The 24,839-nt window shown below is 44.6% G+C and carries 27 protein-coding genes and 1 pseudogene; all 28 read right to left on the reverse strand.

The genetic code is table 11. The features are described from left to right. Window positions 1-21: 21 nt before the first annotated feature. A complete protein-coding gene (nuoH, locus tag V7654_RS02765; protein WP_335377321.1) occupies window positions 22-1,029 on the reverse strand; it encodes an NADH-quinone oxidoreductase subunit NuoH in 1,008 nt (335 codons plus the stop codon). Next, the gene (locus tag V7654_RS02770; protein ID WP_335428295.1) at window positions 1,029-2,129 is read right to left on the reverse strand and encodes an NADH-quinone oxidoreductase subunit D; all 1,101 of its coding nucleotides are present in this window, start codon (window positions 2,127-2,129) and stop codon (window positions 1,029-1,031) included. The genes nuoH and V7654_RS02770 overlap by 1 nt, the downstream gene beginning before the upstream one ends. Window positions 2,130-2,132: 3 nt before the next feature. Continuing rightward, the gene (locus tag V7654_RS02775) at window positions 2,133-3,413 is read right to left on the reverse strand and encodes an NADH-quinone oxidoreductase subunit C (protein WP_335428297.1); all 1,281 of its coding nucleotides are present in this window, start codon (window positions 3,411-3,413) and stop codon (window positions 2,133-2,135) included. Between the two features lie 3 nt (window positions 3,414-3,416). After that, on the reverse strand, window positions 3,417-3,929 hold the full coding sequence (locus V7654_RS02780; protein WP_207501340.1) for a NuoB/complex I 20 kDa subunit family protein: 513 nt from the start codon (window positions 3,927-3,929) through the stop codon (window positions 3,417-3,419). Further along, window positions 3,920-4,297: an NADH-quinone oxidoreductase subunit A gene (locus V7654_RS02785; protein ID WP_207501341.1), complete on the reverse strand. Its 378-nt coding sequence runs from the start codon at window positions 4,295-4,297 to the stop codon at window positions 3,920-3,922. Before V7654_RS02785 ends, V7654_RS02780 begins: the two co-directional genes overlap by 10 nt. A gap of 771 nt (window positions 4,298-5,068) precedes the next feature. Continuing rightward, on the reverse strand, window positions 5,069-5,476 hold the full coding sequence (locus V7654_RS02790) for a F0F1 ATP synthase subunit epsilon (RefSeq protein WP_335428298.1): 408 nt from the start codon (window positions 5,474-5,476) through the stop codon (window positions 5,069-5,071). A 22-nt stretch (window positions 5,477-5,498) separates the two neighbouring features. Further along, window positions 5,499-6,911 carry a F0F1 ATP synthase subunit beta gene (atpD, locus tag V7654_RS02795; RefSeq protein WP_335428299.1) on the reverse strand — a complete coding sequence of 471 codons (1,413 nt, stop codon included), beginning with the start codon at window positions 6,909-6,911 and terminating at the stop codon, window positions 5,499-5,501. Between the two features lie 120 nt (window positions 6,912-7,031). Further along, window positions 7,032-7,889 carry a F0F1 ATP synthase subunit gamma gene (locus V7654_RS02800; RefSeq protein ID WP_335377316.1) on the reverse strand — a complete coding sequence of 286 codons (858 nt, stop codon included), beginning with the start codon at window positions 7,887-7,889 and terminating at the stop codon, window positions 7,032-7,034. 120 nt (window positions 7,890-8,009) lie between these two features. Then, window positions 8,010-9,518: a F0F1 ATP synthase subunit alpha gene (gene atpA, locus V7654_RS02805; RefSeq protein WP_335428300.1), complete on the reverse strand. Its 1,509-nt coding sequence runs from the start codon at window positions 9,516-9,518 to the stop codon at window positions 8,010-8,012. Window positions 9,519-9,542: 24 nt separating this feature from the next. Further along, entirely contained in the window at window positions 9,543-10,079 is a 537-nt protein-coding gene (locus V7654_RS02810) for a F0F1 ATP synthase subunit delta (protein WP_335428302.1), read from the reverse strand. After that, window positions 10,076-10,606, reverse strand: coding sequence for a F0F1 ATP synthase subunit B (gene atpF / locus V7654_RS02815; RefSeq protein WP_335428303.1), 531 nt, complete (start codon window positions 10,604-10,606; stop codon window positions 10,076-10,078). Before atpF ends, V7654_RS02810 begins: the two co-directional genes overlap by 4 nt. Before the next feature lie 177 nt (window positions 10,607-10,783). Then, window positions 10,784-10,996, reverse strand: a complete 213-nt coding sequence (gene atpE, locus V7654_RS02820) for a F0F1 ATP synthase subunit C (RefSeq protein ID WP_026572680.1) — start codon at window positions 10,994-10,996, stop codon at window positions 10,784-10,786. 72 nt (window positions 10,997-11,068) lie between these two features. Then, entirely contained in the window at window positions 11,069-11,782 is a 714-nt protein-coding gene (gene atpB, locus V7654_RS02825) for a F0F1 ATP synthase subunit A (RefSeq protein WP_335428305.1), read from the reverse strand. Window positions 11,783-11,805: 23 nt separating this feature from the next. Next, window positions 11,806-12,180, reverse strand: a complete 375-nt coding sequence (locus V7654_RS02830; protein ID WP_335428306.1) for an ATP synthase subunit I — start codon at window positions 12,178-12,180, stop codon at window positions 11,806-11,808. A 6-nt stretch (window positions 12,181-12,186) separates the two neighbouring features. Then, a complete protein-coding gene (locus tag V7654_RS02835) occupies window positions 12,187-12,408 on the reverse strand; it encodes an AtpZ/AtpI family protein (protein WP_335377310.1) in 222 nt (73 codons plus the stop codon). Between the two features lie 259 nt (window positions 12,409-12,667). Further along, window positions 12,668-14,977, reverse strand: coding sequence for a S8 family serine peptidase (locus V7654_RS02840; protein ID WP_335428571.1), 2,310 nt, complete (start codon window positions 14,975-14,977; stop codon window positions 12,668-12,670). Window positions 14,978-15,194: 217 nt separating this feature from the next. Beyond that, window positions 15,195-16,316, reverse strand: coding sequence for a non-hydrolyzing UDP-N-acetylglucosamine 2-epimerase (gene wecB, locus V7654_RS02845; protein WP_438825244.1), 1,122 nt, complete (start codon window positions 16,314-16,316; stop codon window positions 15,195-15,197). Between the two features lie 33 nt (window positions 16,317-16,349). Continuing rightward, the gene (gene upp / locus V7654_RS02850) at window positions 16,350-16,979 is read right to left on the reverse strand and encodes a uracil phosphoribosyltransferase (protein WP_207501354.1); all 630 of its coding nucleotides are present in this window, start codon (window positions 16,977-16,979) and stop codon (window positions 16,350-16,352) included. A gap of 270 nt (window positions 16,980-17,249) precedes the next feature. Continuing rightward, complete coding sequence (glyA, locus tag V7654_RS02855; protein ID WP_335428309.1) at window positions 17,250-18,491, reverse strand: serine hydroxymethyltransferase; 1,242 nt, start codon at window positions 18,489-18,491, stop codon at window positions 17,250-17,252. Between the two features lie 134 nt (window positions 18,492-18,625). Next, window positions 18,626-19,198: a TIGR01440 family protein gene (locus tag V7654_RS02860; protein WP_335428310.1), complete on the reverse strand. Its 573-nt coding sequence runs from the start codon at window positions 19,196-19,198 to the stop codon at window positions 18,626-18,628. 75 nt (window positions 19,199-19,273) lie between these two features. Next, the gene (rpiB, locus tag V7654_RS02865) at window positions 19,274-19,723 is read right to left on the reverse strand and encodes a ribose 5-phosphate isomerase B (RefSeq protein WP_335428312.1); all 450 of its coding nucleotides are present in this window, start codon (window positions 19,721-19,723) and stop codon (window positions 19,274-19,276) included. Between the two features lie 347 nt (window positions 19,724-20,070). Then, window positions 20,071-21,018, reverse strand: a complete 948-nt coding sequence (locus tag V7654_RS02870; RefSeq protein WP_438825245.1) for a methyl-accepting chemotaxis protein — start codon at window positions 21,016-21,018, stop codon at window positions 20,071-20,073. After that, window positions 21,010-21,324 (reverse strand): annotated as a pseudogene (locus tag V7654_RS23880) (HAMP domain-containing protein); the annotation flags it as partial. The pseudogene V7654_RS23880 and the gene V7654_RS02870, both read right to left, overlap by 9 nt. Before the next feature lie 84 nt (window positions 21,325-21,408). Continuing rightward, a complete protein-coding gene (locus tag V7654_RS02875) occupies window positions 21,409-21,846 on the reverse strand; it encodes a low molecular weight protein arginine phosphatase (RefSeq protein ID WP_335428315.1) in 438 nt (145 codons plus the stop codon). A 134-nt stretch (window positions 21,847-21,980) separates the two neighbouring features. Then, window positions 21,981-22,535, reverse strand: coding sequence for a manganese efflux pump MntP (locus V7654_RS02880; RefSeq protein WP_335428317.1), 555 nt, complete (start codon window positions 22,533-22,535; stop codon window positions 21,981-21,983). 209 nt (window positions 22,536-22,744) lie between these two features. Then, window positions 22,745-23,788 carry an L-threonylcarbamoyladenylate synthase gene (locus V7654_RS02885; protein WP_335428319.1) on the reverse strand — a complete coding sequence of 348 codons (1,044 nt, stop codon included), beginning with the start codon at window positions 23,786-23,788 and terminating at the stop codon, window positions 22,745-22,747. Window positions 23,789-23,965: 177 nt separating this feature from the next. Then, window positions 23,966-24,409 carry a GNAT family N-acetyltransferase gene (locus V7654_RS02890; protein ID WP_335428320.1) on the reverse strand — a complete coding sequence of 148 codons (444 nt, stop codon included), beginning with the start codon at window positions 24,407-24,409 and terminating at the stop codon, window positions 23,966-23,968. A 272-nt stretch (window positions 24,410-24,681) separates the two neighbouring features. Beyond that, window positions 24,682-24,839, reverse strand: a 158-nt coding sequence (locus V7654_RS02895; protein WP_335428573.1) for a KGG domain-containing protein, incomplete at its 5' end; no start/stop codon positions are given.

Below are 24,839 nucleotides of genomic sequence, written 5' to 3' on the forward strand. Positions count from 1 at the left end.
GCGAATGCTCCCATTCTTTTTTTAAATATTGAAAAGTTCTTTTATCAAAGCTGTCAGGAAAATGTTTGCAAGTGCAACCGGCAGTAGTACCTTCCATGCGAACTCCATCAGCTGGTCTGCACGGATACGCGGGAACGTCGCCCGGAACCAGATCAGAATATACACCACAAGGCTGAACTTAAGCGAGAACCACACAGCGCCTGGAATAAAGCCCAGGAACGGAAGCGGCAGCCAGCCTCCAAGGAAAAGCACAACAATCAAGGCAGACATTGCGAACATATACACATATTCAGCAAGCATGAACATCGCCCAGCGGAAGCCAGAGTACTCGGTATGGAAGCCGGCAACTAGTTCGTTTTCCGCTTCAGCAAGGTCGAATGGTACCCTGTTCAGTTCTGCAGTAGCAGCAATGAAGAATACGATGAAGGCGATTGGCTGCCATAGAATGAACCAGCCTTTACTGCCCTGTGCCTCTACGATTTCATTCAAGTTCAGGCTTCCTGAAAGCAGGACAATCCCAAGAACGCTCATGACCAGCGGAATTTCATAGGAAATCATTTGTGCCGCAGCACGCATACCGCCAAGCAAGGAGTACTTATTGTTTGATGCCCAGCCTGCCATTAACATCCCGACAATCGTCAGGCCTGAAATAGCGATATAGTATAGGAAACCAACATTCAAATCAGCAAATTGCAGTTCATCTGTAAGCGGGATGGTCGCCATTACCATGAAGGATGGAGCAAACGCAATCACCGGTGCGATGATGAACAGCGGCTTATCTGCTAATTTCGGGATTAAGTCTTCTTTTACCAAAAGCTTCAAAACGTCGGCCACAGACTGCAAGAGGCCCCATTTTCCGCCGACATGTGCCGGGCCATAACGTCCCTGCATAAAACCAAGCACTTTTCTCTCAGCCAGAATGGCCATTGTTACAAATCCGAGGATTACGAGCAACAGGACAACTGCCAAAAGAAAGAAAATACCAAAGTTGATCAAGCCCGGGCTATTAGTGAGAAGATCCGCAACCATTAGCCGTCTACCTCCCCAAGAACGATATCAACCGCTCCTAAAATTGCAATCAGATTCGAGATGCTTTCACCTTCTAAAAGTTTAGGAAGGATTTGCAAATTATAGAAGCTCGGCCTTCTGAACTTGAGACGGTAAGGCTCTTTTTTGCCATCGCTGGATATGTAACAGCCGATTTCGCCTCTGGAGCCTTCGATCCGGACAAATGCTTCCCCTTTTGGAGCCTTGATGATCTTTGGAACCTTGGCCATGATTTCTCCCTCTTTCGGGAATTGTTCCAAAGCCTGTTCGATGATTTTAAGTGATTCTTCGATTTCGCCTAACCTGCAATAGTAACGGGCAAGTGCGTCTCCTTCTTCACGGGTGACAACATCAAAGTCGAAGCGATCATAAATTGAATACGGCTCATCCTTGCGCAAATCCCATTTGACGCCAGTACTGCGAAGGTTTGCCCCACTCAATGAGTAGTTGATGGCATCTTCTTTTGTATATTTGCCGATGCCTTTTGTACGGTTAAGGAAAATTTCATTTCCCGATACTAGCTGATGGTATCCCTTCAGCTGTCCTCTTAAATAAGGGATAAAATCGGCAACCTTTTCAAGCCAGCCTTCCGGAGCATCCCATTTAACACCGCCTACCCGCATGTAGTTGAAGGTCAGGCGCGCACCTGAAAGTTCATTCAGCAGATTCAGGATCATTTCGCGGTCACGGAATGCATACAGCAATGGGCTCGTAGCTCCAAAGTCAAGGATGAAGGTTCCCCACCAGAGCAGATGGCTGGCAACACGGTTCAATTCCATTGCAAGAACCCTTAAGTACTCAGCTCGTTCAGGAACTTGGATGCCCATCATTGTTTCTACTGCATGGACAAGTACATAGTTATTCGTCATTGCCGATACATAATCCATTCGGTCCGTATACGGAATGATCTGGGTATATTGAAGATTTTCCGCAAGTTTTTCCGTACCGCGGTGCAGGTAGCCGATTACAGGCTTTGCTTCCACTATAATTTCCCCGTCGATTTTAAGAACGAGGCGGAATACACCGTGTGTACTCGGGTGCTGCGGGCCCACGTTCAAGAGCATTTCTTCTGTGCGTATCACGGGCTACACCTCCACATCATACGGTTCATAGTCTTTTCTTAATGGGTGGCCGACCCAGTCTTCACCTAGCATGATGCGATGGAGGTTAGGATGGCCTTCGAATTTAATACCAAGCAAGTCGTAAGTCTCACATTCAGGCCAATCAGCACCAGCCCAAAGCGGCTGAACGGATTCAATGACCGGATGATCGCGATCTAGTTTGACCTTCAGTGCAACTGTCTGCCTGTTTTTATATGAGTATAAATGCACATACACTTCCATATGTGTTACAAAATCAGTGCCGTGAAGCTCTGATAAATAATCGAATCCTAGCAATTCATTGTACTTCAGGAATGCAGCGACACGATGATACGAATCTTTCTTCGCAACAAGCGTCGGCACATCCTTGGATAACGGGTTAATATAGTAATCTTCTAAAACATCCGCACCAAGGTTATCTGAAATCACTTTTACATACTTATCAAGATATGGCTGGTTTGGAGAAGGCTTCTTCTCTTCTGCAGGTTCTGCAGCTTCGGTTTTTGCTCCGGCTGCGGACTTTGCCTTTGCGGCAGCTGCTGCTTTGGCCTTAGCTGCGGCAATCGCTTTCGCTTTTTCGTCATCCGCTGATCCACCAGCATCTCCGCCCATTGCTGCAGCTTTCGCTTTCGCTGCTGCGGCTGCCTTTGCTTTCGCTACTGCTGCGGCTTTTTTCTTCGCCAGGTCATCATCGTCGCCTGCTAGAGCTTCTGATCCTTCACCTGCCTCGGCCTTTGCTTTCAGTTTTGCTGCAGCTGCCGCCTTTGCTTTCGCTACCGCTGCGGCTTTCTTCTTCGCCAGGTCATCGTCGTCGCCTGCTGGAGCTTCTGCTGATTCTCCTGCTTCTGCCTGGCCAGTCGCTTTCATTTTCGCGAGTGCGGCTGCCTTTGCTTTTGCTGCGGCGGCGGCTTTTTTCTTCGCGAGGTCTGCTTCGTCTCCTGTTGGCTCTGCCGGAGTGGCTGGAGTCTCTGACGCTACAGGAGCTTCAGGTGATTCTCCTGCTGCTTGCGCATTCGCTTTCATTTTCGCCAATGCTGCTGCCTTCGCTTTTGCTGCAGCGGCGGCTTTTTTCTTCGCGAGGTCTGCGTCATCACTTGCTGCAGGTGCCTCAGCTTGTTTTTCTTCTGGTGCAGCGACTTTTTCAGCAACCTCTTTCGGATCATTTCCTTCACCGGATTGCTTTGCTGCCATGCGCTGTTTTGCCAGCTCTTTCGCTTTTTCAGCTGCTTCTCTCTTTATCTGCTCTAAATCCTTTTCCCCGCTCATCGGTTAGATCACCTTCTTCCCGGTCTTCGCCTCGTAACGGATTTTCTCTTTTAATTTATTAATCCCGTAAATGAGTGCTGCTGGGTTCGGCGGGCATCCCGGTATGTATACATCGACGGGAACGATCTGGTCGACCCCTTTTACTACTGAATAAGATTTTACGTAAGGACCTCCTGCTGTCGCGCATGATCCCATGGCAATTACCCATTTTGGTTCAGCCAGCTGATCATACAGTCGGCGCACTGTAGGAGCCATTTTTTTCGTAACAGTTCCTGATACGATCATGACATCTGATTGACGCGGCGAGTTCCGGTAAAACGTTCCGAAACGGTCAAGGTCATAGTGAGCGGAGCTGGAAGCCATCATTTCGATCGCACAGCAAGCTAGACCGAATGTCATTGGCCACATGGAGTTGCTTCGTGCCCAGCCTTTAACCTGTTCAAGTGTTGTCACGAATACATTTCTTTGGAGTTCTGCCATTTCTGCAGGTGAAAGATCATCCAATTTTAAATCCATTTTAGCACCTTCTTTTTCCACGCGTAGATGAGTCCAATGAGAAGCAATACGACAAAGATCAGCATTTCAATCAACGCAAAGATCCCCAACTTCTCATAGGCGACAGCCCATGGATACAAAAACGCTGTTTCTACATCAAAAATAACGAACATAAGAGCAAAAACATAATAACGGACGTTAAACTGAACCCTAGCATCGCTGAAAGGTTCCATCCCGCTCTCGTAGGTGGTATATTTCCGCTCATCCTGCTTGTACTTAGGACGCAGCAGCTTTGCTGCGAATAAAGCAACAACCGGAAGCAATACCCCGAGACATAGGAACACAAAGACTATCAAATAGTTATTTTGATATAGATTCAACTGTTCCATGCCCATCCCTCCAATGTTGTAAAATTTTCATACTTATCAAACTTGTAACCGATAACAATTATACCATTGTTGCAAATGTGTGTCGATAAAGCTTTGAACAAACTGGCAACCTTCTTCCATGCCTTTTTCAATAGAAAAATAGGGTACAAAAATGACTTGGATCGATAGCCAGAATTAGTCGTCCACTTCCATACTTAGTTGCATGGATCGGAATTTATTCGTCTTGTTTTGAACAGGTGTTTTCTTGAGGATGACAGCGCTCGGCTTTTCAGGAAAGTGCAGACCGGAAATAAGTTCGAGCCACTGCTGTAAAAGTTTGTAACACCGGGTAGTGGCAATCGGTTACATTTTATATTAAAACCTACATTCGCTAATTTTGTCAGTGACGTTTATCAACATTTTTGTAATCTGCAACAGGCGGGAGAATCTTTGAAAGTTTTTTTAAAAATAAGGATATATTGGAGTGAAAATTTTTGTTAGTCAGCGGAAAGGTAGAAGAGATGATTAATTTTGATTATTCAAGTGGGAATTCTTTTGAGAAATTTGTCTGCGTTCTTTTTTATTGGCGGTTTTCACATATATATTGGCGAAAATCTCAATTTATTGGCAGAAAAATAATTTTATTGGCGAAAATTTAAATATATTGGCGAAGTTCACAACTTTTTTGGCGAAACGGAAGCTACTCCCAGATATGCAAATCTATTGGTTAGCAGATTAGCCACTCTCCACAATAAAAACACCCTCTAGAATAATCTAGAGGGTGTTGTTTCATTAGATTTTGCGTTCAGCAACTGAAATACGGTTGATCGCACGCTGAAGGGCAAGTTCTGCGCGTCTGAAGTCAACATTTTCCTGCTTTTTTTCATGCAGGCGCTGCTCAGCACGTTCTTTTGCTCTTAGTGCACGCTCAAGGTCGATCTCAGAAGATTGTTCAGCGGATTGAGCAAGGATGGTTACCTGCTCAGGACGGACTTCAAGGAAGCCGCCGCTGACCGCAACGAATTCAGTATTGCTGCCATTTTTCAAACGGACAGCGCCAATTTGTAGCGGTGCAACCATTGGAATGTGGCCTGGCAAGATTCCCAGCTCACCTGTGCGAGCTTTTGTGCTTACCATTTCTACATTTCCCTCATACACCGGCCCATCGGGAGTAACAACACTGACTTTAATCGTCTTCATTTTTTACCCTCCTGGTCCGTTTTTAGACCTCTACACCCATACGTTTTGCATTCTCGATAACTTCTTCGATACGGCCAACTAGGCGGAATGCATCTTCTGGAAGGTGGTCATATTTCCCGTCAAGGATTTCAGTGAAACCTTTAACAGTTTCTTTAACTGGCACGTATGAACCCTTCTGACCAGTAAACTGCTCAGCTACGTGGAAGTTTTGTGATAGATAGAACTGAACACGGCGAGCGCGGTGTACGATTAACTTATCTTCGTCAGAAAGTTCGTCCATACCAAGGATCGCAATGATGTCCTGAAGTTCTCTGTAACGCTGTAATGTTTGCTGTACGCGGCGAGCTACATTGTAGTGGTCTTCGCCAACGATTTCAGGTGTTAATGCACGTGAAGTCGAAGCAAGTGGATCCACCGCAGGGTAGATACCCATTTCAGAAAGCTTACGCTCAAGGTTCGTTGTTGCATCCAAGTGGGCGAAAGTTGTAGCCGGAGCCGGATCCGTATAGTCATCGGCTGGTACGTAAATCGCCTGGATTGATGTAACAGAACCTACGTTAGTAGATGTGATACGCTCTTGTAATTTACCCATTTCAGTTGCAAGAGTTGGCTGGTAACCTACCGCTGAAGGCATACGGCCTAACAGGGCAGATACCTCAGAACCTGCTTGCGTGAAACGGAAGATATTATCCATGAAGAAAAGAACGTCCTGTCCTTGCTCATCACGGAAATACTCTGCCATAGTCAAACCTGTTAGGGCAACACGCATACGTGCTCCTGGCGGCTCGTTCATCTGGCCGAATACCATCGCAGTTTGCTTGATAACGCCAGAATCAGTCATTTCGTGGTAAAGGTCGTTACCTTCACGTGTACGCTCACCAACACCTGCGAATACAGAGATACCGCTGTGCTCTTGAGCGATGTTGTTGATCAATTCCTGGATTAATACAGTTTTACCTACACCGGCACCACCGAATAATCCGATTTTTCCACCCTTGATATATGGAGCAAGAAGGTCTACTACCTTAATACCTGTTTCAAGGATTTCAACCTCAGTAGAAAGCTGTTCAAAAGTTGGAGCTTCCCTGTGGATTGAATCGCGGCGTGCATCAGCCGGTAGTGGAGCGTCAAGGTCGATAGACTCACCCAATACGTTGAATACACGTCCAAGTGTTACATCCCCTACTGGTACAGAGATGGCAGCACCTGTATCTACTACATCCACTCCGCGCTTAAGGCCGTCAGTGGATGACATAGCGATTGTACGAACTGTGTCATCACCCAAATGAAGGGCTACTTCAAGGGTTAGTTCGATGTTAACATCCGCATCGTTACTTACAATTTTCAAAGCGTTATAGATCTCTGGAAGATTGCCGCTTTCGAACTTAACGTCAACAACCGGACCCATAACCTGGAGAACGCGTCCTTTGTTCATCTTGTTCCCTCCTAACGTACTTGTTCAAATATATACATCATGATGGGATGTGGACATCATGCCACATCCCCGATTGTCATCAAAAAATAATCATATGGCAGTATGCGCCAATTATATATTCTACTCGAGCGCTGCGGCTCCACCGACGATTTCGGTGATTTCCTGGGTAATAGCAGCCTGACGTGCACGGTTGTAGCTCAAGCTGAGAGAATTGATCAGCTCTTTCGCGTTATCCGTTGCATTTCTCATGGCTGTCATACGAGCAGCGTGTTCACTTGCTTTACTGTCAAGCAGTGCTCCGTATATCAAGCTTTCTGCGTACTGTGGCAAGAGAACATCCAGGATTGCTTCAGCATCTGGTTCAAATTCATAGGAAGTCAGCTTTGCAGATGCTGCCATATCAGTTAATGGCAACAGCTTCTTTTCATTCACTTCCTGTGAAATTGCGCTGATGTAATGGCTGTAGTATAAGTACAGCTCATCAAATGTTCCATCAGAGAACATGCCAACTGTACTGCTGGCAATGTCCTGGATCTCAGCGAAAGACGGCTGGTCAGCAATACCGACGATATCAAGTACAACATTCATGCCACGCTTTTGGAAAAAGTCACGGCCCACTCTGCCGATGGCGATAATTGCAAACTCATCATTTGATTTATGGCGACTTTGGATCGTTTGATAAACCTGACGAATGACGTTACTATTGTAAGCCCCTGCAAGACCGCGGTCTGAAGTTATCACTAGATATCCCGTTTTCTTCACCGGACGGCTGTTCAGCATTGGATGATTGGAATTTTTGCTGCCCATCGCAACTGAAGTAGTCACTTCCTGGATTTTTTCCATGTAAGGTACGAATGCTTTCGCATTCATTACTCCACGGTTCCATTTAGCAGCAGATACCATTTCCATTGCCTTAGTAATCTGGCTCGTCTTTTTAGTTGAAGTTATACGGGATTTTATATCACGTAAAGATGCCATTTAGGTTCTCACCACCCTTTTTCAAAGATTGTTCAAGTCAAATGTCAAGCTGGCCGGCAAGTCCTTCTGAACATACCGTGAAGGTTTGAGTTAAGGACTTGCCTGGCCTGGCCTGAATTTTTACTCAGAAACTGCAAACGTCTTTTTGAAGTCGTTAATTGCAGCAGACATATCGTCATCTGAAGGAAGTTCCTTCGTCGTACGGATATGGTCTAACACTTCTTTGCGGTTGTGGTCTAACCATGTATGGAATTCTGATTCAAAGCGGCGGATATCCTGCAATGGAATATCATCAAGGAAGCCGCGAGTTAGTGCATATAGGATCGCTACTTGCTTTTCAACAGATAGCGGCTTGTTCAAGTCTTGCTTAAGAACTTCAACCGTACGAGCACCACGGTTCAGTTTCGCTTGAGTTGCTTTATCAAGATCAGAACCGAACTGAGCAAATGCTTCTAATTCACGGTATGAAGCAAGGTCAAGACGCAGTGTACCAGATACCTTCTTCATCGCTTTGATTTGAGCGGATCCACCTACACGGGATACAGAAAGACCTGCGTTGATCGCTGGACGTACGCCAGAGAAGAATAGGTCAGACTGCAAGAAGATCTGTCCGTCTGTGATTGAGATAACGTTCGTTGGAATGTAAGCAGAAACGTCGCCTGCTTGTGTTTCAATGAACGGAAGTGCTGTGATTGAACCTGAGCCTTTAGCGTCGCTCAATTTCGCAGCACGCTCTAATAAACGTGAGTGCAAGTAGAATACATCCCCTGGATATGCTTCACGACCTGGAGGACGGCGAAGCAGCAAGGAAAGTTCACGGTATGCAGCCGCTTGTTTAGAAAGGTCATCATACACTACAAGAACATGCTTGCCATCGTACATGAATTCTTCCGCCATCGTTACACCAGCATAAGGAGCAAGGTATAGCAATGGAGCTGGCTGTGATGCAGATGCTGTAACAACGATAGAATATTCTAACGCGCCGTGCTTACGGAGAGTTTCAACCGCATTACGTACAGTTGATTCCTTCTGACCGATTGCAACGTAGATACAGATCATGTCCTGGCCTTTTTGATTAAGGATTGTATCGATGGCAACAGATGTTTTACCAGTCTGGCGGTCACCGATGATCAATTCACGCTGTCCGCGGCCGATTGGTACAAGAGCGTCGATCGCCTTGATACCAGTTTGCAATGGCTCATGAACCGATTTACGATCCATTACGCCTGGTGCAGCGTACTCGATTGGACGAGTTTTAGTTGTGTTAATTGGACCCATACCATCTACTGGTTGTCCAAGTGGGTTTACCACGCGGCCGATTAGCTGTTCCCCTACAGGAACCTCCATGATGCGGCCCGTACGGCGCACCTCATCACCTTCGCGGATGTCAGCGAAAGGTCCGAGGATGATAATACCGACGTTATTTTCTTCAAGGTTTTGTGCCATACCCATAACGCCGTTTGAAAATTCAACAAGTTCTCCAGCCATGACATTGTCGAGGCCATGAGCACGGGCGATACCGTCACCTACAGAGATAACTGTACCCACATCACTCACTTGAATTTCCGACTGATAATTTTCGATTTGCGATTTTATCAGCGCACTGATTTCTTCAGCATTGATGCTCATGAGTTTACCCCCTATCTACGAATCTTAGCCTAGCAATTTACGTTCTAAACGGTTTAGCTTGCCGCGCAAGCTGCCGTCATAAATGCGATTCCCAATACGGATTTTCAATCCGCCTAGCAATTCAGGATCTACAATATTTTGAATGCGAAGCGATTTTTTACCAACCTTAGCTGCAAAGCTTGCTGATAATGCATCACTTTCGTCTTCTGTTAAAGGGCGAATGCTGTACACTTTCGCGTCAGCAATGCCATGCTCTTCATTTGACAGTTCAACGAATTGATCGACCACTTCGACCATTTGGTCCTGGCGATGACGATCAATCAGAATCATTAAAGTATTCAATACGAAAGGATTCACCTGTGAAAAAGAGTCTTTGATGATCTCTTTTTTCTTCGCAGCTGAGACTTTAGGAGACTGTAAAACTGCATTTAAATCACTGGAATTCACTAAAACTTCCTTCACTACACGAAGTTCTTGTTCCACTTGTGCCAGAAGGTTATTTTCCTTCGATAACTGGAAAAGAGCCAACGCATAGCGCTTTGCTACCATTGAGTTGCTCATCGGCCTTCTCCTGCCTCTTGAATATAATCATTGATCAGCTTTTCTTGATCAGCTGCAGTAAGTTCCTTTTCAATCACCTTAGAAGCAATTAAAACAGAAAGGCTTGCAACTTGTTCACGAATAGCAGCAACAGCTTGTTCTTTTTGCTGTTCGATTTCACGCTTCGCAGATTCTTTAATGCGTTCTGACTCAGCACGAGCAGCCACGATGATTTCTTCGCGTTGAATATCGCCTTGCTTTTTCGCGTTCTCAATCAATTCTTGAGCCTCATTACGAGATTGCTTTAATAGTTCACGTTGTTCTGCTAGAAGCTTGCTTGTTTCTTGACGAGCTTGTTCAGCAGCGTTAATTTCGCCTGCGATATGCTCTTCACGCTGTTTCATGATGCCCATTAACGGACCCCAAGCGTACTTTTTAAGCAATGCTAGCAAAATAAGAAACATAATTAGCTGGAATACGATGTCTCCACCGTTAATACCTTCGTGTGCTGTTTCTGCAGCACCGAGTACAAATTGGCTTGTTAACACCCTCGATTCACTCCCTTCAAGAGTCTTTCCCTTTTTTGATTGAGCGAAAGGAACCTTTTGCTTCAATATAAAAGGATGAAATATATCGATTTGATTATTTTTCAATCATTATGGGTACATAAGAATGGCGAAGCATCAAATAGAATCGTCTTCGCCATTTGAATAATTTACGTAAGATTAACGGCCTAAAACCATGAACGCAATTACTACACCGATGATCGGCAATGCTTCTACTAACGCAACCCCGATGAACATTGTAGTTTGAAGTAAACCACGTGCTTCTGGCTGACGAGCGATACCTTCTACTGTACGTCCAACGATAAGTCCGTTACCGATACCAGCGCCTACTGCTGCTAGTCCGATTGCGATTGCTGCTGCTATAAGATTCATTATTTTGTTCCTCCTTAGTTTGTATAGAAAAATTTTTTAAAAAAATTGTTGTTCATATGAACAGGTTTATTTTTAATGGTCATGACTGACTTTATGGGACAGATAAACCATTGTTAACATGGTGAAAATATAGGCTTGGATCGTACCAACAAAGATGGAGAATCCTTGCCAAACCAGTGTTAAAGGAATCGCTGCGATAGTACCAACAATCCCCGATGCAGCCAAACCGCCTGCAAGCAAAGATAGTAATAATTCACCAGCATAAATGTTACCGTAGAGACGCAAACCAAGTGTTAGCGTGTTTGCAAACTCTTCAATAATCTTAAGTGGGAACAAGAATTTCATCGGACTGAAAAAGCCCTTTGCATATTCTCTTCCGCCCTTTAACTTGATTCCATAATAATGGGAAAGTGCAACCACCATTACGGCTAAAGTTAAAGTAATGATTGGGTCCGCAGTTGGTGATTTCCACCATAATGTTTCGTCAATCACGATTGCGAATGGCAGACCAAGCATATTGGACACGAAAATGTACATTAACAGAGTCAGTCCAAGTATGTGGAATCTTCCACCATCTTTCCAATCCATCGTGCTGTTGATGATGCCCTTGACGAAATCCATAACCCATTCAAAGAAGTTCTGGATTCCAGTAGGCTTCATCGCCATACGACGTGTAGAAAGAACAGCAATCAGAAAAACAATAACACTTGCTATTGTAATCATTAAGACATTAGCTAAGTTAAAAGTAAGTCCCAAAAAATGAACTAATGGAGCTTCATGATGCAACAGTATTCACCTCTCTTCCCCCGCTATTTATGTTGTAGAAAACTTTGAATAAAATAATCTATGATAATAACAACATAGGTTGTCATTAGTCCCACTACCACACTTGCCATATGAAATTGTTCTTCATATTCCAATGCAATCATTGCTGCGATTGCCGCTGTTGCCAATCGAGAGACCGACCCGAGCGAACGGACCTTTTTCCCTTGAGACACAGCCTTATCAAAGCTTTGCGCTCTTTTTGCTAAAAGCAATAAGATCATGAAACTGAATGCAGTTCCAAGAGCTAACCCTGCAAAGATTGATTTATAGGAGGTAAATCCCCAGCCAAGAACATAAACAGCTAAAAGTACGTACATATACCGACGTTGCCGATGAAACATTTGGTTTATTTCTGACATTAAAGATTAGTCTCCTGAAAAAAAGTGTTGGATCAAACGGAGCATGGCGTACACGCCAGCAGCCAATCCCATGAGTAGACCGAGAATGAGAAAAAGTGGTTCGGTTCCTACTTTGTGATCGAGCCATCTTCCTGAGAAAATGCCAATCAGTATAGATCCGACTAATTGAGAAAGAATCGCGGACGTTAGAGCCATTGCTTGCAATGGATTACGCTTGTTTTGACGCATTCAATCACATCCTCGTTTTAGGGATTGAACAGTCCGTATGTCTATGTAAGGATTTATTCTAGCAAAACATTTAAAAATATTGTCGAAATATTTTTGAAAACCCTATCATTTACACCTAGATAAGCATACAATAGGCTCCAATCAAAGTCAATCCATTGGCGTGAAAAAATTCACAAAGTTTTCACGTGCGTTTTATACCCTTTACCCTATCTAAAAATAACAATCCGAATAGTTTTTCAAAATAAAGCCGGCAAGGATTTCAGTTCCTTCCGGCTTTGTTTTCAATCTGATTTTTCTTGACCGATATAATGGTTTCAATCGTACTTTCACGTCCTGCCTTTTTGGCAAAAACCTTGGCTAAGTATACTCCTTCTTCTGGCAGATTTTCGACAAGAATTTCTTTTGTCATCATTCCTTTTTTAATTCCCCTACCCCAATCAAGGAAACCTATAAAGCGATACTGATCCGGATCGAAAAGGGCGATACCGAATTCATCAGCGCCGCCAGGCAAATAGACTTCGTAACGATAGGCACCGGCATTGTCAGCAGGTGCGAAATCAAATCCCATGACTCGTGGATAATCTGGTTCCTCAAGGACATACAAATAAGGAATTCTAATTTTATTTTTGCCATCATCAAGAACGAGGCTGCCATCCTGAATTTTTTTCTTTAAAAACTCCGGACTGGCAGTCATTGCGATCTCCACCATCTTCGTTTCATTCGGCTCAACGGAAAAGGAAAAAGGCATCTCCCATTCAATCCCTGTTTCCCAATTTGGCATCGAAAAAGAATAGTACTTCGTGTGTGTGCTTGTATTCCTGACTTCAAGCCTTGCACTATGCCGGTGCATATTATCTGCCAGCTGGAACTTTCCGAATTGCAGCGATCCCGGCTTGACGATGGTTTCGGTTTTGATCGCAGCTTCTGTCTGGATACGACCGGCTCCTTGTTCATATGTTCGATAATGTTGTCCGTCCCGATTCACAATCTGCTTGGCTGTGTTCATAATTGCCGCCTTGATTTCGTATGGTCCCCATTCTGGATGTGCTTGTTTGATCAAAGCAGCTGCCCCAGCCACATGCGGCGCGGCCATGCTCGTACCCTGCAGGGACAAATATCCTCCTGGAATTGTACTGTTTATGGCCACCCCGGGAGCAACAATATCCGGTTTGATTTCCCATGTTGACGTAACCGGGCCACGCGAGCTGAAGTCGGCAAGGATATCTCTTTCTTCTATTAATTCTATCCTTAATAGAGCTTGGCCTTTTATAAGCTGTTTTTTCAGGGATTCTCCTTCTTGTTTGCTGATCGCCGCCACTGGTATCGGCAGACTTTCCTCCAGGTTCCCGAAGAAAGTTCCTTTTGAATTGTTGTAAATAATGACTCCGACAGCTCCTGCGTTGAGGGCGTTCTTCGCTTTTTCTGTAAAAGTAAGCTGCCCTCGTTCAACGATCACAAGCTTGTCTTTTACATCTTTCATCTCATTTTTTCTGCCAATGCCAGCAAATACGATTTTCTCACTTTGGGTGTTATTCCATTGTTCCGACCCCTGCAAAGGCTCAAGCCGGATTTTCTTAGCTGAAACATTTCCCGTGGCATATGGGACTTTCATAGGCGGGGTTGAGGCTCCAACACTAATCGCTTTGGAAGCTGTTCCAGGTGATCCTACCGTCCATCGGTTCGGGCCCGAGTTTCCAGAAGAAGTAACTGCTGTAATCCCGCTATCTACAGCTTTATTGAGCGCAAGGCTGATGGGCAGGTCGGGGCCATTCACATCATTGCCAAGAGAAAGGTTCAGAATGTCTACCTTATCCTTAATCGCCTGGTCGATTGCAGCGATGACCTGTTCAGTTGTACCGCTCCCTCCAGGACCTAGCGCTCTATAGGCAATAATTTTAGCTTCCGGCGCCATTCCCCTCATTCTTCCATTCGCCGCTATAATCCCAGCTACATGCGTGCCGTGCAGGGTGCTTTTCATCCCAATTCCTTTTGTTTCCATCGGATCCTCATCCCCATCTACCAGGTCATGACCTCCAGCGTAATTCCTTCTAAGGTCCGGATGATCATAATCGATCCCAGTATCAATCACACCTATTGTTACACCCCTGCCCGTCAGCCGCTCACCATTCTTATCCAAAATGCTGCGGACAGCCTCTGAACCAATCAGTTCAAAATTATCGGTAAAACTATCACTTGACCGGTACGGTTTTGGATGATGATTTGGGTTTATTTCAATTTTTTTGATATCTGACATCGGGGTGATTTTCTGGTAACTGGTCGACAAATAAGGAGCATTTTCAACCTGATAGGTGCTTACTTCTGATACTAGTTTTATTTCATTCCGACCTTCTAGCTGTCTCAGCTCCGAAATAGGACCTTCCACCGAATATCCGTTGATCGCATGCTTGAAAATGCGGCGAAGCTTTATATTTTTGAATTTATGAAGCTGACCGCTGATCTCTTTTTCAGTCAATTGGTGCTTTGTCAGGACAATCGCTACTTTTTCCGCGGAAGGATCTTCTGCTGGAATTGGCGGATGCTGAAGCTTAATTGGTTTGAATCCAGCCATTAGGATGAAGGCCAGGAAAACGATTAGTATACTCCACTTTTTCAAGCTATTTACCCTCCCTTTTTTGAATAGATTTTGTTTAAGGGAGGTTTAGTATGCAGATGGAGATCAATTCTGCGTCTATTTTAATGTCATGGAGGATTATTCTACGAAAAACCTACTTAACTATTCCAAACAAAAAAGCACCCCTTATAAAAGAGGTGCTCATCACTTGCTTTTATTGATACTGACCAGGTCGCTTGTCAGTTTGTTTGAAGTAGAAGCGGATTGCTTCGCAAATACGTTCTGATGCGCGGCCATCTCCATAAGGATTTGAAGCCTTTGCCATTTTTTCATAGGCATCACGGTCTGTCAGAAGTTCGGTAGCCATGTCATAGATTGGCTGTTCTTCATTGCCGGCAAGCTTAAGTGTACCTGCCTCGATCCCTTCAGGACGCTCTGTAGTATCACGCAGTACAAGAACCGGAACACCTAGAGATGGTGCTTCTTCTTGCACTCCGCCTGAATCAGTAAGGATCAAGTGCGCACGAGATGCGAAGTTATGGAAATCAATTACATCAAGCGGTTCAATCAGATGGATGCGAGGATCATTTCCAAGCACTTCATCAGCAAGCTCGCGGACAACCGGGTTCAAGTGAACTGGATAGACAACCTGTACATCAGGCTGCTCATCAACAATCCTCTTGATCGCACGGAACATATTGCGCATCGGCTCACCAAGGTTTTCACGACGGTGGGCAGTCATCAGGATCAAGCGGTCATTGCCTAGCTTATCAAGCACTTCATGCTGATACGTTTCTTTTACCGTCGTTTTCAGCGCATCGATTGCAGTATTACCAGTAATGAAGATATTTTCTTCAAGCTTGTTTTCCTGCAGAAGATTTGCCGCAGATTTGGATGTAGGCGCGAAATGAAGGTCTGCCATTACGCCTGTCAACTGACGGTTCATTTCTTCCGGGAACGGCGAATATTTATTCCACGTTCTCAAGCCGGCCTCAACATGACCGACAACAATTTGATTGTAATATGCTGCAAGGCTGGCAACAAATGTCGTTGTCGTATCGCCATGCACAAGGACGATATCAGGCTTAACTTCCTTCATTACCTTGTCAAGGCCTTCCAAACCTCTTGTTGTTACATCAATCAATGTCTGGCGATCCTTCATGATGTTCAGGTCGTGATCCGGCTTAATATTGAAAATATCAAGAACCTGGTCCAGCATTTGGCGGTGCTGGGCAGTAACTGTTACGATCGATTCAAAATGCTCTGGGTGCTTCTTCAATTCAAGGACAAGCGGCGCCATCTTAATCGCTTCAGGGCGAGTCCCAAATATCGTCATGACTTTAATCGGCTGATTCAAATCAAACACTCCTTATTTAGTTCCAAATAAACGGTCGCCTGCGTCGCCCAGTCCTGGAACAATATATCCGTGGTCATTTAGCTTTTCATCTAGTGCAGCAATATATATATCAACGTCTGGATGTGCTTCTTTCACTGCATCTACCCCTTCAGGAGCCGCAATCAAACACATAAATTTGATGTGCTTTCCGCCACGCTTTTTAAGAGAGTTGATCGCTTCAATCGCGGATCCGCCTGTAGCAAGCATTGGATCGACTACGATAAAATCGCGCTCCTCGACATCGCTAGGAAGCTTGACATAGTATTCAACCGGCATCAATGTTTCCGGGTCACGGTATAGTCCGATGTGTCCAACCTTTGCAGCCGGGATCAATTTAAGGATACCATCAACCATGCCGATTCCAGCACGTAAAATTGGGATGATTCCAAGCTTTTTACCAGAAAGAACTTTGGATTTCGTCTTGTTGACTGGTGTTTCGATTTCAATTTCCTCGAGTGGCATGTCACGAGTGATTTCGAATGCCATAAGCGTTGCAACTTCGTCTACAAGCTCCCGGAATTCCTTTGTGCCTGTACTCTTATCACGAATATAAGTAAGTTTATGCTGGATCAATGGATGGTCAAATACGTATACCTTTGCCATGTGTATCTCTCCTTTTCAGGGTAAATGAGTTGTGAACACCTGTCTGTTATATGTAAGATCTGTTGAATCACACTTCGTCTAATTTTACAGAAAAACATTGCTGTAAGCAACCATTGCCGCCTAATGTATTATTTTAGTAATCATAGTCATTTTACCGCAAAAAAGCAGCCCTCATTCACAAAGGCTGCCTCAAATAATCAGAGCACTTTAACGCATCACCGCGCCGGGGGTCTGACCCCCGGCACGTTAATGTGTTAAAGTGTGTGGTTTTTATCGTTCTGGGTATAGTTCGAATTTGCTTGTTAGTTCTTCGACGCGTGTTTTTGCTTCTTCTAGTTTTGCTTCGTCTTCGTGGTTATTCAATGTGAAGGCGATTATAGAGGCGATTTCATCCATTTCTTCATGTCCGAAGCCGCGGCTTGTTACTGCTGCTGTTCCGATACGGATTCCGCTTGTGACGAAAGGACTTTCTGGATCGAAAGGAATCGTGTTTTTGTTCACCGTGATTCCGATATCATCGAGCACCTTCTCAGCCACTTTTCCAGTTAAGCTAAGTGAGCGCAGGTCTACAAGCAGAAGATGGTTATCGGTCCCGTTAGAAACGAGGTTGATTCCTTCCTTCTTCAAGCCTTCAGCAAGGCGGCTTGCATTTGAAATGATGTTTTGCGCGTATTGCTTGAAGTCTTCCTGTAGCGCTTCACCAAAAGCAACTGCTTTAGCAGCAATGACATGCATAAGCGGTCCGCCCTGGATCCCAGGGAAAATCGATTTATCAATTTTCTTCGCGAATTCTTCTTTACATAAAATCATGCCCCCGCGCGGTCCGCGAAGCGTTTTATGAGTAGTAGTCGTAACAAAATCAGCGTATGGAACTGGATTTTGATGAAGGCCAGCAGCAACCAAACCTGCAATGTGAGCCATATCGACCATTAGATAAGCTCCAATTTCATCCGCAATTTCACGGAAACGCTTAAAGTCAATCGCTCTAGGGTATGCACTCGCACCTGCTACAATCATCTTCGGCTTATGCTCGAGCGCTTTTTCAAGAACATCATCATAATTGATTAGATGTGTTTTCTCGTCAACACCGTACTCAACGAAGTTGTACTGGATGCCGCTGAAGTTAACTGGGCTGCCGTGCGTCAGGTGGCCGCCATGTGATAAATTCATGCCGAGGACCGTGTCTCCCTGTTCAAGGACAGTGAAATAAACAGCCATATTCGCCTGGGCGCCAGAATGCGGCTGGACGTTCACATGCTCAGCTCCGAAAATTTCCTTCGCGCGATCGCGTGCAATGTTTTCGGCAACGTCCACATACTCACATCCGCCATAATAACGGCGGCCTGGGTATCCTTCCGCATATTTATTCGTCAGCACAGAACCCTGCGCTTCCATAACTGCCTCGCTTACAAAGTTCTCAGAGGCGATTAATTCAATTTTCGTGCGCTGCCTCTTAAGCTCATCCTGAATCGCTGCATAAACCTGGCTATCTTGCTGTGACAAGTGCTTCACTATAGTTCCCCCTTCATTTGCTATATGTATTGATTCGTTATTTGAAAATTCATTCTTATTTTAGCCGATATTATAATGAAAGGAAAGGATGACTCTTTTTTATTCGTAAAAATAGAGCCAGATTCCTTTCCACTTTAGCAAGATTCATTTTCCTTTGTCCGCTCATATACCGCCCGAGCACCGCCTATCAGCTTCGGCCTTGTTTTCGCCAAAGTGACATGTGCATGGCCAATGCTTTTTTGCGGAACACGCACAGGAACAGCTACATGCCTCAAATGCATCCCTATCAGAGTGTCCCCGATATCGATCCCGGCATCTGCCTTGATGAATTCCACAACCACGGCATCATTCATCTTCTGATAGGCAAAGGAAGCCATCGCCCCGCCAGCAGTCCTGACTGGAACCACCGTCACCTCGTCCAGCTGCTTCAGCTCAGCCATTTCACGCTCCACTACAATTGCACGGTTAAGGTGCTCACAGCATTGGAATGCAAGCTGAACTCCTGTTTCAGCTTGAAAATCGCGAAGCTGGCTGAACACCATTTCTGCAACATCTTCCGTACCAGCAGTGCCAATTTTTTGCCCGATCATTTCGCTCGTGCTGCAGCCAACCAACAGCACCTGACCTTTTTTCAGTTGAGCCTGTTCATTAAAATCAGTGAGGATTGACTTCAGTTCTGCTTCCCAATGTTCGATTGCCAATGTCATCGCCCCCTTTGCAGTGATCTGGGCACAGGATGATCAATCCATGCCAGCCTCTTATGAATTCAACTTCCAATTAGCTTATTTTCCACTCTGGTTTTCATAGTCCTTAATTTTGCCCACACGATTTTCGTGACGTCCGCCTTCATATTCTTCGGTCAGCCATACAGACGCTATTTCCCGGGCAAGTCCTGGCCCGATGACTCGTTCTCCCATTGCGAGGATGTTGCTGTCATTATGCTGGCGCGTTGCTTTCGCGCTGAAAACATCGTGCACCAAGGCACAGCGAATCCCTTTTACCTTGTTCGCGGCAATGCTCATGCCGATTCCTGTTCCGCAGATTAAAATTCCCTTATCAAATTCTCCGTTTGCCACCTTTTCAGCAACAGGAAGTGCATAGTCAGGATAGTCCACTGATGTACCGCATTCACAGCCGAAATCTTCATATTGAATATTCATTTCGTCCATCAAGCTCTTTATTTCTTCACGGATATTCACTCCGCCATGGTCTGAAGCAATTGCAACTTTCATTGTAAAATCCTCCTATTGATTCCCGGCTTGCGGGGCAATAAATTCTACCGTTATTTTCTCATATTACTTCAATTTTATAAAGAAATCGGGTTAGTTTGCTCCACCTTGGAGATTTTTGTTCTTTCAGCTATTTTACATAATCATCTCTTTAGCTGTGAAATTCTATTAACGAACACAGACCTTTTATTGGCGATAAATTAAATTTATTGGCAACAAACCGAAAAAAATAAGATATTTCAGCGAACTGGAAATTCCACTTGTTTTTTTCCAGTTGTGATCATCTAAAAAATCAAAAAGAAAAGCCGCAGCACCCTAAGGCTGCGGCAAAATATATAAGTTGACTTAATTTAAAGCACGAACTTCGTAATCGTCCCTTTTAATTTATCTGCCTGGTTTTTCAGTTCGACTGCAAGCTGCTCGACGTTCTCGATCACTTCTGCTTGCTGTTCGGCTGCAGATGCGACACTCAATGCCCCTGCTGAAGTTTCTTCCGCAATCGCGGCCATTTCCTGTGACTGCGTTGACGTATGCTGGATTGTCTCCATTTGCGATTCTACTAATCCAGTAATGGTATGGATGACCTCGGCCATTTCGTTGATTGTTCCGGTCATTTCGTCAATGACGAGATTTGTTCTTTCCCCTTTTTTCGCTTCGCCATTGGCGGTTTCAACCTGTCTGCTGATTTGTCCAACGACATTCTGGACTTCAGACTGGATGTTCTGAATCAATTCAGAAATGCCCTGAACCGCATCAGCACTTTGATCGGCCAGCTTCCTGACTTCCTCGGCAACCACAGCAAATCCTTTCCCATGTTCCCCTGCCCTTGCTGCTTCAATCGATGCATTCAAGGCCAGCAAATTGGTCTGGGCTGCGATGTCACCGACAAGCTGGATGATCTGCTCAACCTTCACGGCGTTCTCTTCTAATCTTTTAACAGTCCCGAGCGATTCACGGTTATCGTTGGCAAGCCTTTCGATTCCGGAAATCAAGGAATGAATTGCGTTTTTCGATTCCTGCAGGTCTTTTACCATCTCGATTGAAATCGTTTCGGACGCCCTTGCTTTCTCCTGGACCTCTTCTGCAATCCTGATGACCTGATCTACCGATTCTGCGGTCGTTTGTGTGGATAAAGCAGACGAGTCGGCACCGGCCGCAATCTCTTTAATCGTTGTCGAGATGAGCGAAGCCTGTTCAGAAGCTGCTGCTGACTGACCAGAAATGACGATGACCTTTTCATTCGTTTCTTTAAAATTCGTATCAATCTGGCTGACCATTTCGCGGAGATTCGCCAGCATATTGTTGAAAGCCAGTCCAAGTGAACGAATCTCGTCATCCGATTTTGACAATTCAGCATCGGCGCCAATCTCGCCAGCCGCAGCCCTCATCGCAGATTGCTCCAGCTTTTGAAGCGGCTTAATAATCAATCCAGCTGCCACATAAGCTAGCAAACCTGACCAAAAGATTCCCATCCCTAGTACAGCTGCTGTATAAGCTAGTGAATTAATCTCCGTGAATTTTTGAATATAAGGATATAAAAAATAGATAAAGAATGCACTCGTTGAGTAAGTAATGATCGCCAAGACTGTTGTCAGCCAAACCATTTTCTTTCTCAACCCAAATTTATAGCTCTTTTTAGCACCCACTGATAATCCCCCTGATAAGTAATGAAATAGCCTTCAAGGTTATTATCGGAGTTTTTCTACGATTTTTTCTATACTTTCTTTAATTTCTAGAAAAGCTTCGCGATAAATTTGTTCATTCCCGCCAAAAGGGTCTGCCACATCTGGATTTAGATCGTCTTCCGCAAATTCCTTCAAGGTAAAAGTTTTATCCCAGGCACCTGGATATTGACTTAGAATCATTGCCTTATGGCTCTGTGTCATCGTTAATACTAATGTTGCCCAGTTCATCTCATCTCCCGTTAATGTAGAGGATCGATGGTCATGGCTAATGTTATTCTCCTGAAGCACAGCTTTCGCATTCACAGATGCTTCAGCTTCATTTACCGCATAAACTCCCGCTGATTTCACCTCAACCCCCGGGAGCTGCTTGCTTTTTAAAATCGCTTCCGCCATCGGGCTTCGGCATGTATTTCCGGTACAAACAAATAAGACGCGCGCCATGTTTTTCCCTCCTGTGATGTGCTGTTAACAACTTTTCTTCATTATATGATAATTATTCAGAGATTTCATTTCGGAGAAACAAGGTGCCGTGCGTAAAAAAATACACCTGATGACCAGGTGCACAAAAGGTTACTTTATAATGGCAAAAGCAATTTGATCCCAAACGCCAGCAAAATGCTGCCGCCAAGCGCTTCACTATATGTACCAAGCCAGCCCTGCACTTTCCGTCCAACCAGCAAGCCTGCCCATGTCAGTACCATTGCCGCTACGCCAAAGCACACAAGGACCAGTGCTGTTCTTGCGCCGTAAATCCCAAGCGTAAGTCCAACGGAGAAGCTATCGAGGCTGACGCTTAAGGCAAAAATAAATAAGCCTCTCCCAACCGGAGTGATCAGGCTTGCCTCATCCTCTTTAAAGCTTGACCAAATCATCTGCACACCTAGCAGAATCAACAGCAGGCCACCAATGTATCCGGCAATCGCCCCGAATTGCTCGGATAAAAACCTGCCAGCAACCATTCCAAGCAACGGCATCCACACATGGAAAAGACCGATGGTGACGCCAATTTTAAAGATATGTCTTTTCGTGAGCCTGAACATGCCCATTCCGAGACCTACCGAAAATGCATCCATTCCCAATGCAAATGCCATCAAAATCAATGTGAGTAATTCTCCGGCTATTGCTGCCATGTCTTCGCCCCCTCGGACTTGCTAATTCAGCATATGCACGTCCAAAAGGTTTTAGAAGTATGTATTATGGAATTGATATTCCAAAAAGAGAATAGATTTAAATGGGTGAAGCAGAAACCGAATTCCATAATGCTGATGTTGCATCACTCTTAAAAGATTACAAATTAAAAAAGGCGCTCCGAATATTCAGAGCACCTCACATGCTTATTCTATTTATCTATAATCGGCAGTCCTGATGCTTTGGAAAGCCTGTTCATGACCGCCTGGCCAACGCCATGCTCTGGAAAGACTTCGCCATAAATGATATCAAGGTCTTCTTGGTTAAAAGCACGCAATGTATCATAAAGGGCCTCGGCTACTGTTTCCAGCTTGCTTCTTTCTCCGCAAGCAATTACAACATTCGCATCGTAGAAATCTTTATTTTCTTTGGTCGTCATGACTCCGACTTTCAAGCCTTCGTTCCGTTTCTCCTGGACAAGCTGTTGGATTTGTCCACTTGATCCGTTTACAAGGTAGAAAGGAGCGTTCGGCGCGTAATGGCGATATTTCATTCCCGGTGCTTTTGGAGCCTGATCCGCATCCTTAAGCGCAGGATCGGCACTTACCTCACCGACTACTTCCTCCAATTGTTCCCTCGTTACTCCGCCTGGCCTTAAAATGACCGGAACCTCTGCCGTACAGTCGACAACTGTTGACTCAACCCCTACCCCGGTAGCGCCTCCATCGACGATTCCTGAAATCCTTCCAGTTAGATCATCCGCAACATGTGCAGCCGTTGTAGGACTTGGCTTTCCTGATAAGTTTGCGCTCGGTGCAGCCAGCGGCAAACCTGATACTTCTATCAATGCAAGAGCAACTGGATGGTCAGGCATTCTGACCGCTACCGTTGAAAGACCTGCTGTCGCTTTTTCAGACAGCACACCTGATTTCTGTTCTAAAATGATGGTCAGCGGTCCTGGCCAAAAGGCATCCATCAATGATTTCGCTTTTTCAGGTATAGCCTTTACAAAGGAATGAATCTGTTCCCTGTCGGATATATGAACGATCAACGGGTTATCCCCAGGCCTTCCTTTTGCTTCAAATATTTTTAATACTGCCTCGTCACTTTTGGCATTGCCACCTAAGCCGTAAACAGTCTCAGTCGGAAAAGCGACTACTTCATTTAACTTGAGTTTTTGTGCTGCTTCTATGATTTGTGGATATGTTTTTAAATTATCCACATTCTTATCCACTGTCCATATTATTGTTTCCATGTACATCCACCTTTTGCTTCTGGGTCTTCTTTCCCTTATACTAGTCCATTAATCCTTACTAGATAACCATATTTCTATGAAAGTATAAAAGAAGAAGAAGACGAACACAAGTTTTTATCCACAAATTGTGTATAAAATTAAGGATTCAGTGGATAACTTTTTGGATATATCCACAATTTACAGAATAATTTTCATAATTGCAGAGTTATCCACAGTTAAGACCTTTTTTAAATGACTTTTTCCCAAAAGTGTTTCGGGCAGCTCAGATTTGTTGACCATTTCAAAACCTATGCTGCCGAAGAAAGAAACCGCACTCATTTTATTTGTTACAAGATAAAGTGCTTCAAGCTCCTGGTTCTTTGCTGTAAGGAACGCTCTTTTAAAAAGAAGCATCAGGTCAGGCTGAGCGATTTCCGGAGAAACCACAAAAGAACGAAGCAAGCCCGCCTTTTCAACTGGCTCGACTCCAAGACACGCCTTCAATTCCCCTTCCATGTTCTCCATTAGCGAAAAGTTTTCTATTGACTCATTCAATCCTTCCGCACTTACACCTGCTTCTGTTAAAAATGCTTCCAATCTAGGGTGATCCTCTTTATTTGCACTTCTGATTTGCCATGTCATTTCCTTCACCTCAAAAATTAAGATTCTACTTAATGAATATGAGAGATTTGAAAAAGTAGAACCTTTTAAAGATGATAGGATGATTTTAAAAGCGCAAACACATCGTACAGCCCCGGCAAAATTGGAAACTTTCGTGGAAAATCTAACTTATAAAAAACATGGCAGCCATCATTTTGAATGAAAGCTGCCACGCCTTTGAGGTCTTGGTATTAGTCTTAATCTTGGTCTAACTTTAAAGTCTTCGTCTTATCTTGGTCTTTTAAACCGGATTATTAATCGTTGTTGTTACGTGAGCGGGAGTTGCCGCCTTTTTCGCCAATCTCTTTGTAGAACTCTTCTCCATGATTTTCAGCAGTTGCTTCTCCGCCCTTGCGTCCAATCTCCTGGTAGAAGTCTTTGTCGTGATTTTCAGAAGTTGCTTCTCCGCCTT

The organism is Bacillus sp. JJ1609, from assembly GCF_036967045.1.
Lineage (GTDB): Bacteria > Bacillota > Bacilli > Bacillales > Cytobacillaceae > Mesobacillus.

Coding starts and splice junctions, on each gene's coding strand:
- V7654_RS02840 (WP_335428571.1), bottom strand. CDS start 14,977: ATGGCTGGATTCAAACCAATTAAGCTTCAGCATCCGCCAATTCCAGCA.
- V7654_RS02810 (WP_335428302.1), bottom strand. CDS start 10,079: ATGAGCAACTCAATGGTAGCAAAGCGCTATGCGTTGGCTCTTTTCCAG.
- V7654_RS02835 (WP_335377310.1), bottom strand. CDS start 12,408: ATGCGTCAAAACAAGCGTAATCCATTGCAAGCAATGGCTCTAACGTCC.
- V7654_RS02780 (WP_207501340.1), bottom strand. CDS start 3,929: ATGGATTTAAAATTGGATGATCTTTCACCTGCAGAAATGGCAGAACTC.
- V7654_RS02775 (WP_335428297.1), bottom strand. CDS start 3,413: ATGAGCGGGGAAAAGGATTTAGAGCAGATAAAGAGAGAAGCAGCTGAA.
- nuoH (WP_335377321.1), bottom strand. CDS start 1,029: ATGGTTGCGGATCTTCTCACTAATAGCCCGGGCTTGATCAACTTTGGT.
- wecB (WP_438825244.1), bottom strand. CDS start 16,316: ATGACGATATTTGGGACTCGCCCTGAAGCGATTAAGATGGCGCCGCTT.
- atpE (WP_026572680.1), bottom strand. CDS start 10,996: ATGAATCTTATAGCAGCAGCAATCGCAATCGGACTAGCAGCAGTAGGC.
- V7654_RS02800 (WP_335377316.1), bottom strand. CDS start 7,889: ATGGCATCTTTACGTGATATAAAATCCCGTATAACTTCAACTAAAAAG.
- V7654_RS02885 (WP_335428319.1), bottom strand. CDS start 23,788: ATGGAAACAATAATATGGACAGTGGATAAGAATGTGGATAATTTAAAA.
- V7654_RS02860 (WP_335428310.1), bottom strand. CDS start 19,198: ATGACATTGGCAATCGAACATTGGGAAGCAGAACTGAAGTCAATCCTC.
- V7654_RS02875 (WP_335428315.1), bottom strand. CDS start 21,846: ATGGCGCGCGTCTTATTTGTTTGTACCGGAAATACATGCCGAAGCCCG.
- V7654_RS02870 (WP_438825245.1), bottom strand. CDS start 21,018: ATGCTGGCGAATCTCCGCGAAATGGTCAGCCAGATTGATACGAATTTT.
- upp (WP_207501354.1), bottom strand. CDS start 16,979: ATGGCAAAGGTATACGTATTTGACCATCCATTGATCCAGCATAAACTT.
- V7654_RS02830 (WP_335428306.1), bottom strand. CDS start 12,180: ATGTCAGAAATAAACCAAATGTTTCATCGGCAACGTCGGTATATGTAC.
- V7654_RS02790 (WP_335428298.1), bottom strand. CDS start 5,476: ATGAAGACGATTAAAGTCAGTGTTGTTACTCCCGATGGGCCGGTGTAT.
- V7654_RS02880 (WP_335428317.1), bottom strand. CDS start 22,535: ATGGCAGCAATAGCCGGAGAATTACTCACATTGATTTTGATGGCATTT.
- atpA (WP_335428300.1), bottom strand. CDS start 9,518: ATGAGCATCAATGCTGAAGAAATCAGTGCGCTGATAAAATCGCAAATC.
- rpiB (WP_335428312.1), bottom strand. CDS start 19,723: ATGAAAGTTGCAATTGCTTCAGACCATGGCGGAGTGAATATCCGTGAA.
- atpD (WP_335428299.1), bottom strand. CDS start 6,911: ATGAACAAAGGACGCGTTCTCCAGGTTATGGGTCCGGTTGTTGACGTT.
- V7654_RS02890 (WP_335428320.1), bottom strand. CDS start 24,409: ATGACATGGCAAATCAGAAGTGCAAATAAAGAGGATCACCCTAGATTG.
- V7654_RS02785 (WP_207501341.1), bottom strand. CDS start 4,297: ATGGAACAGTTGAATCTATATCAAAATAACTATTTGATAGTCTTTGTG.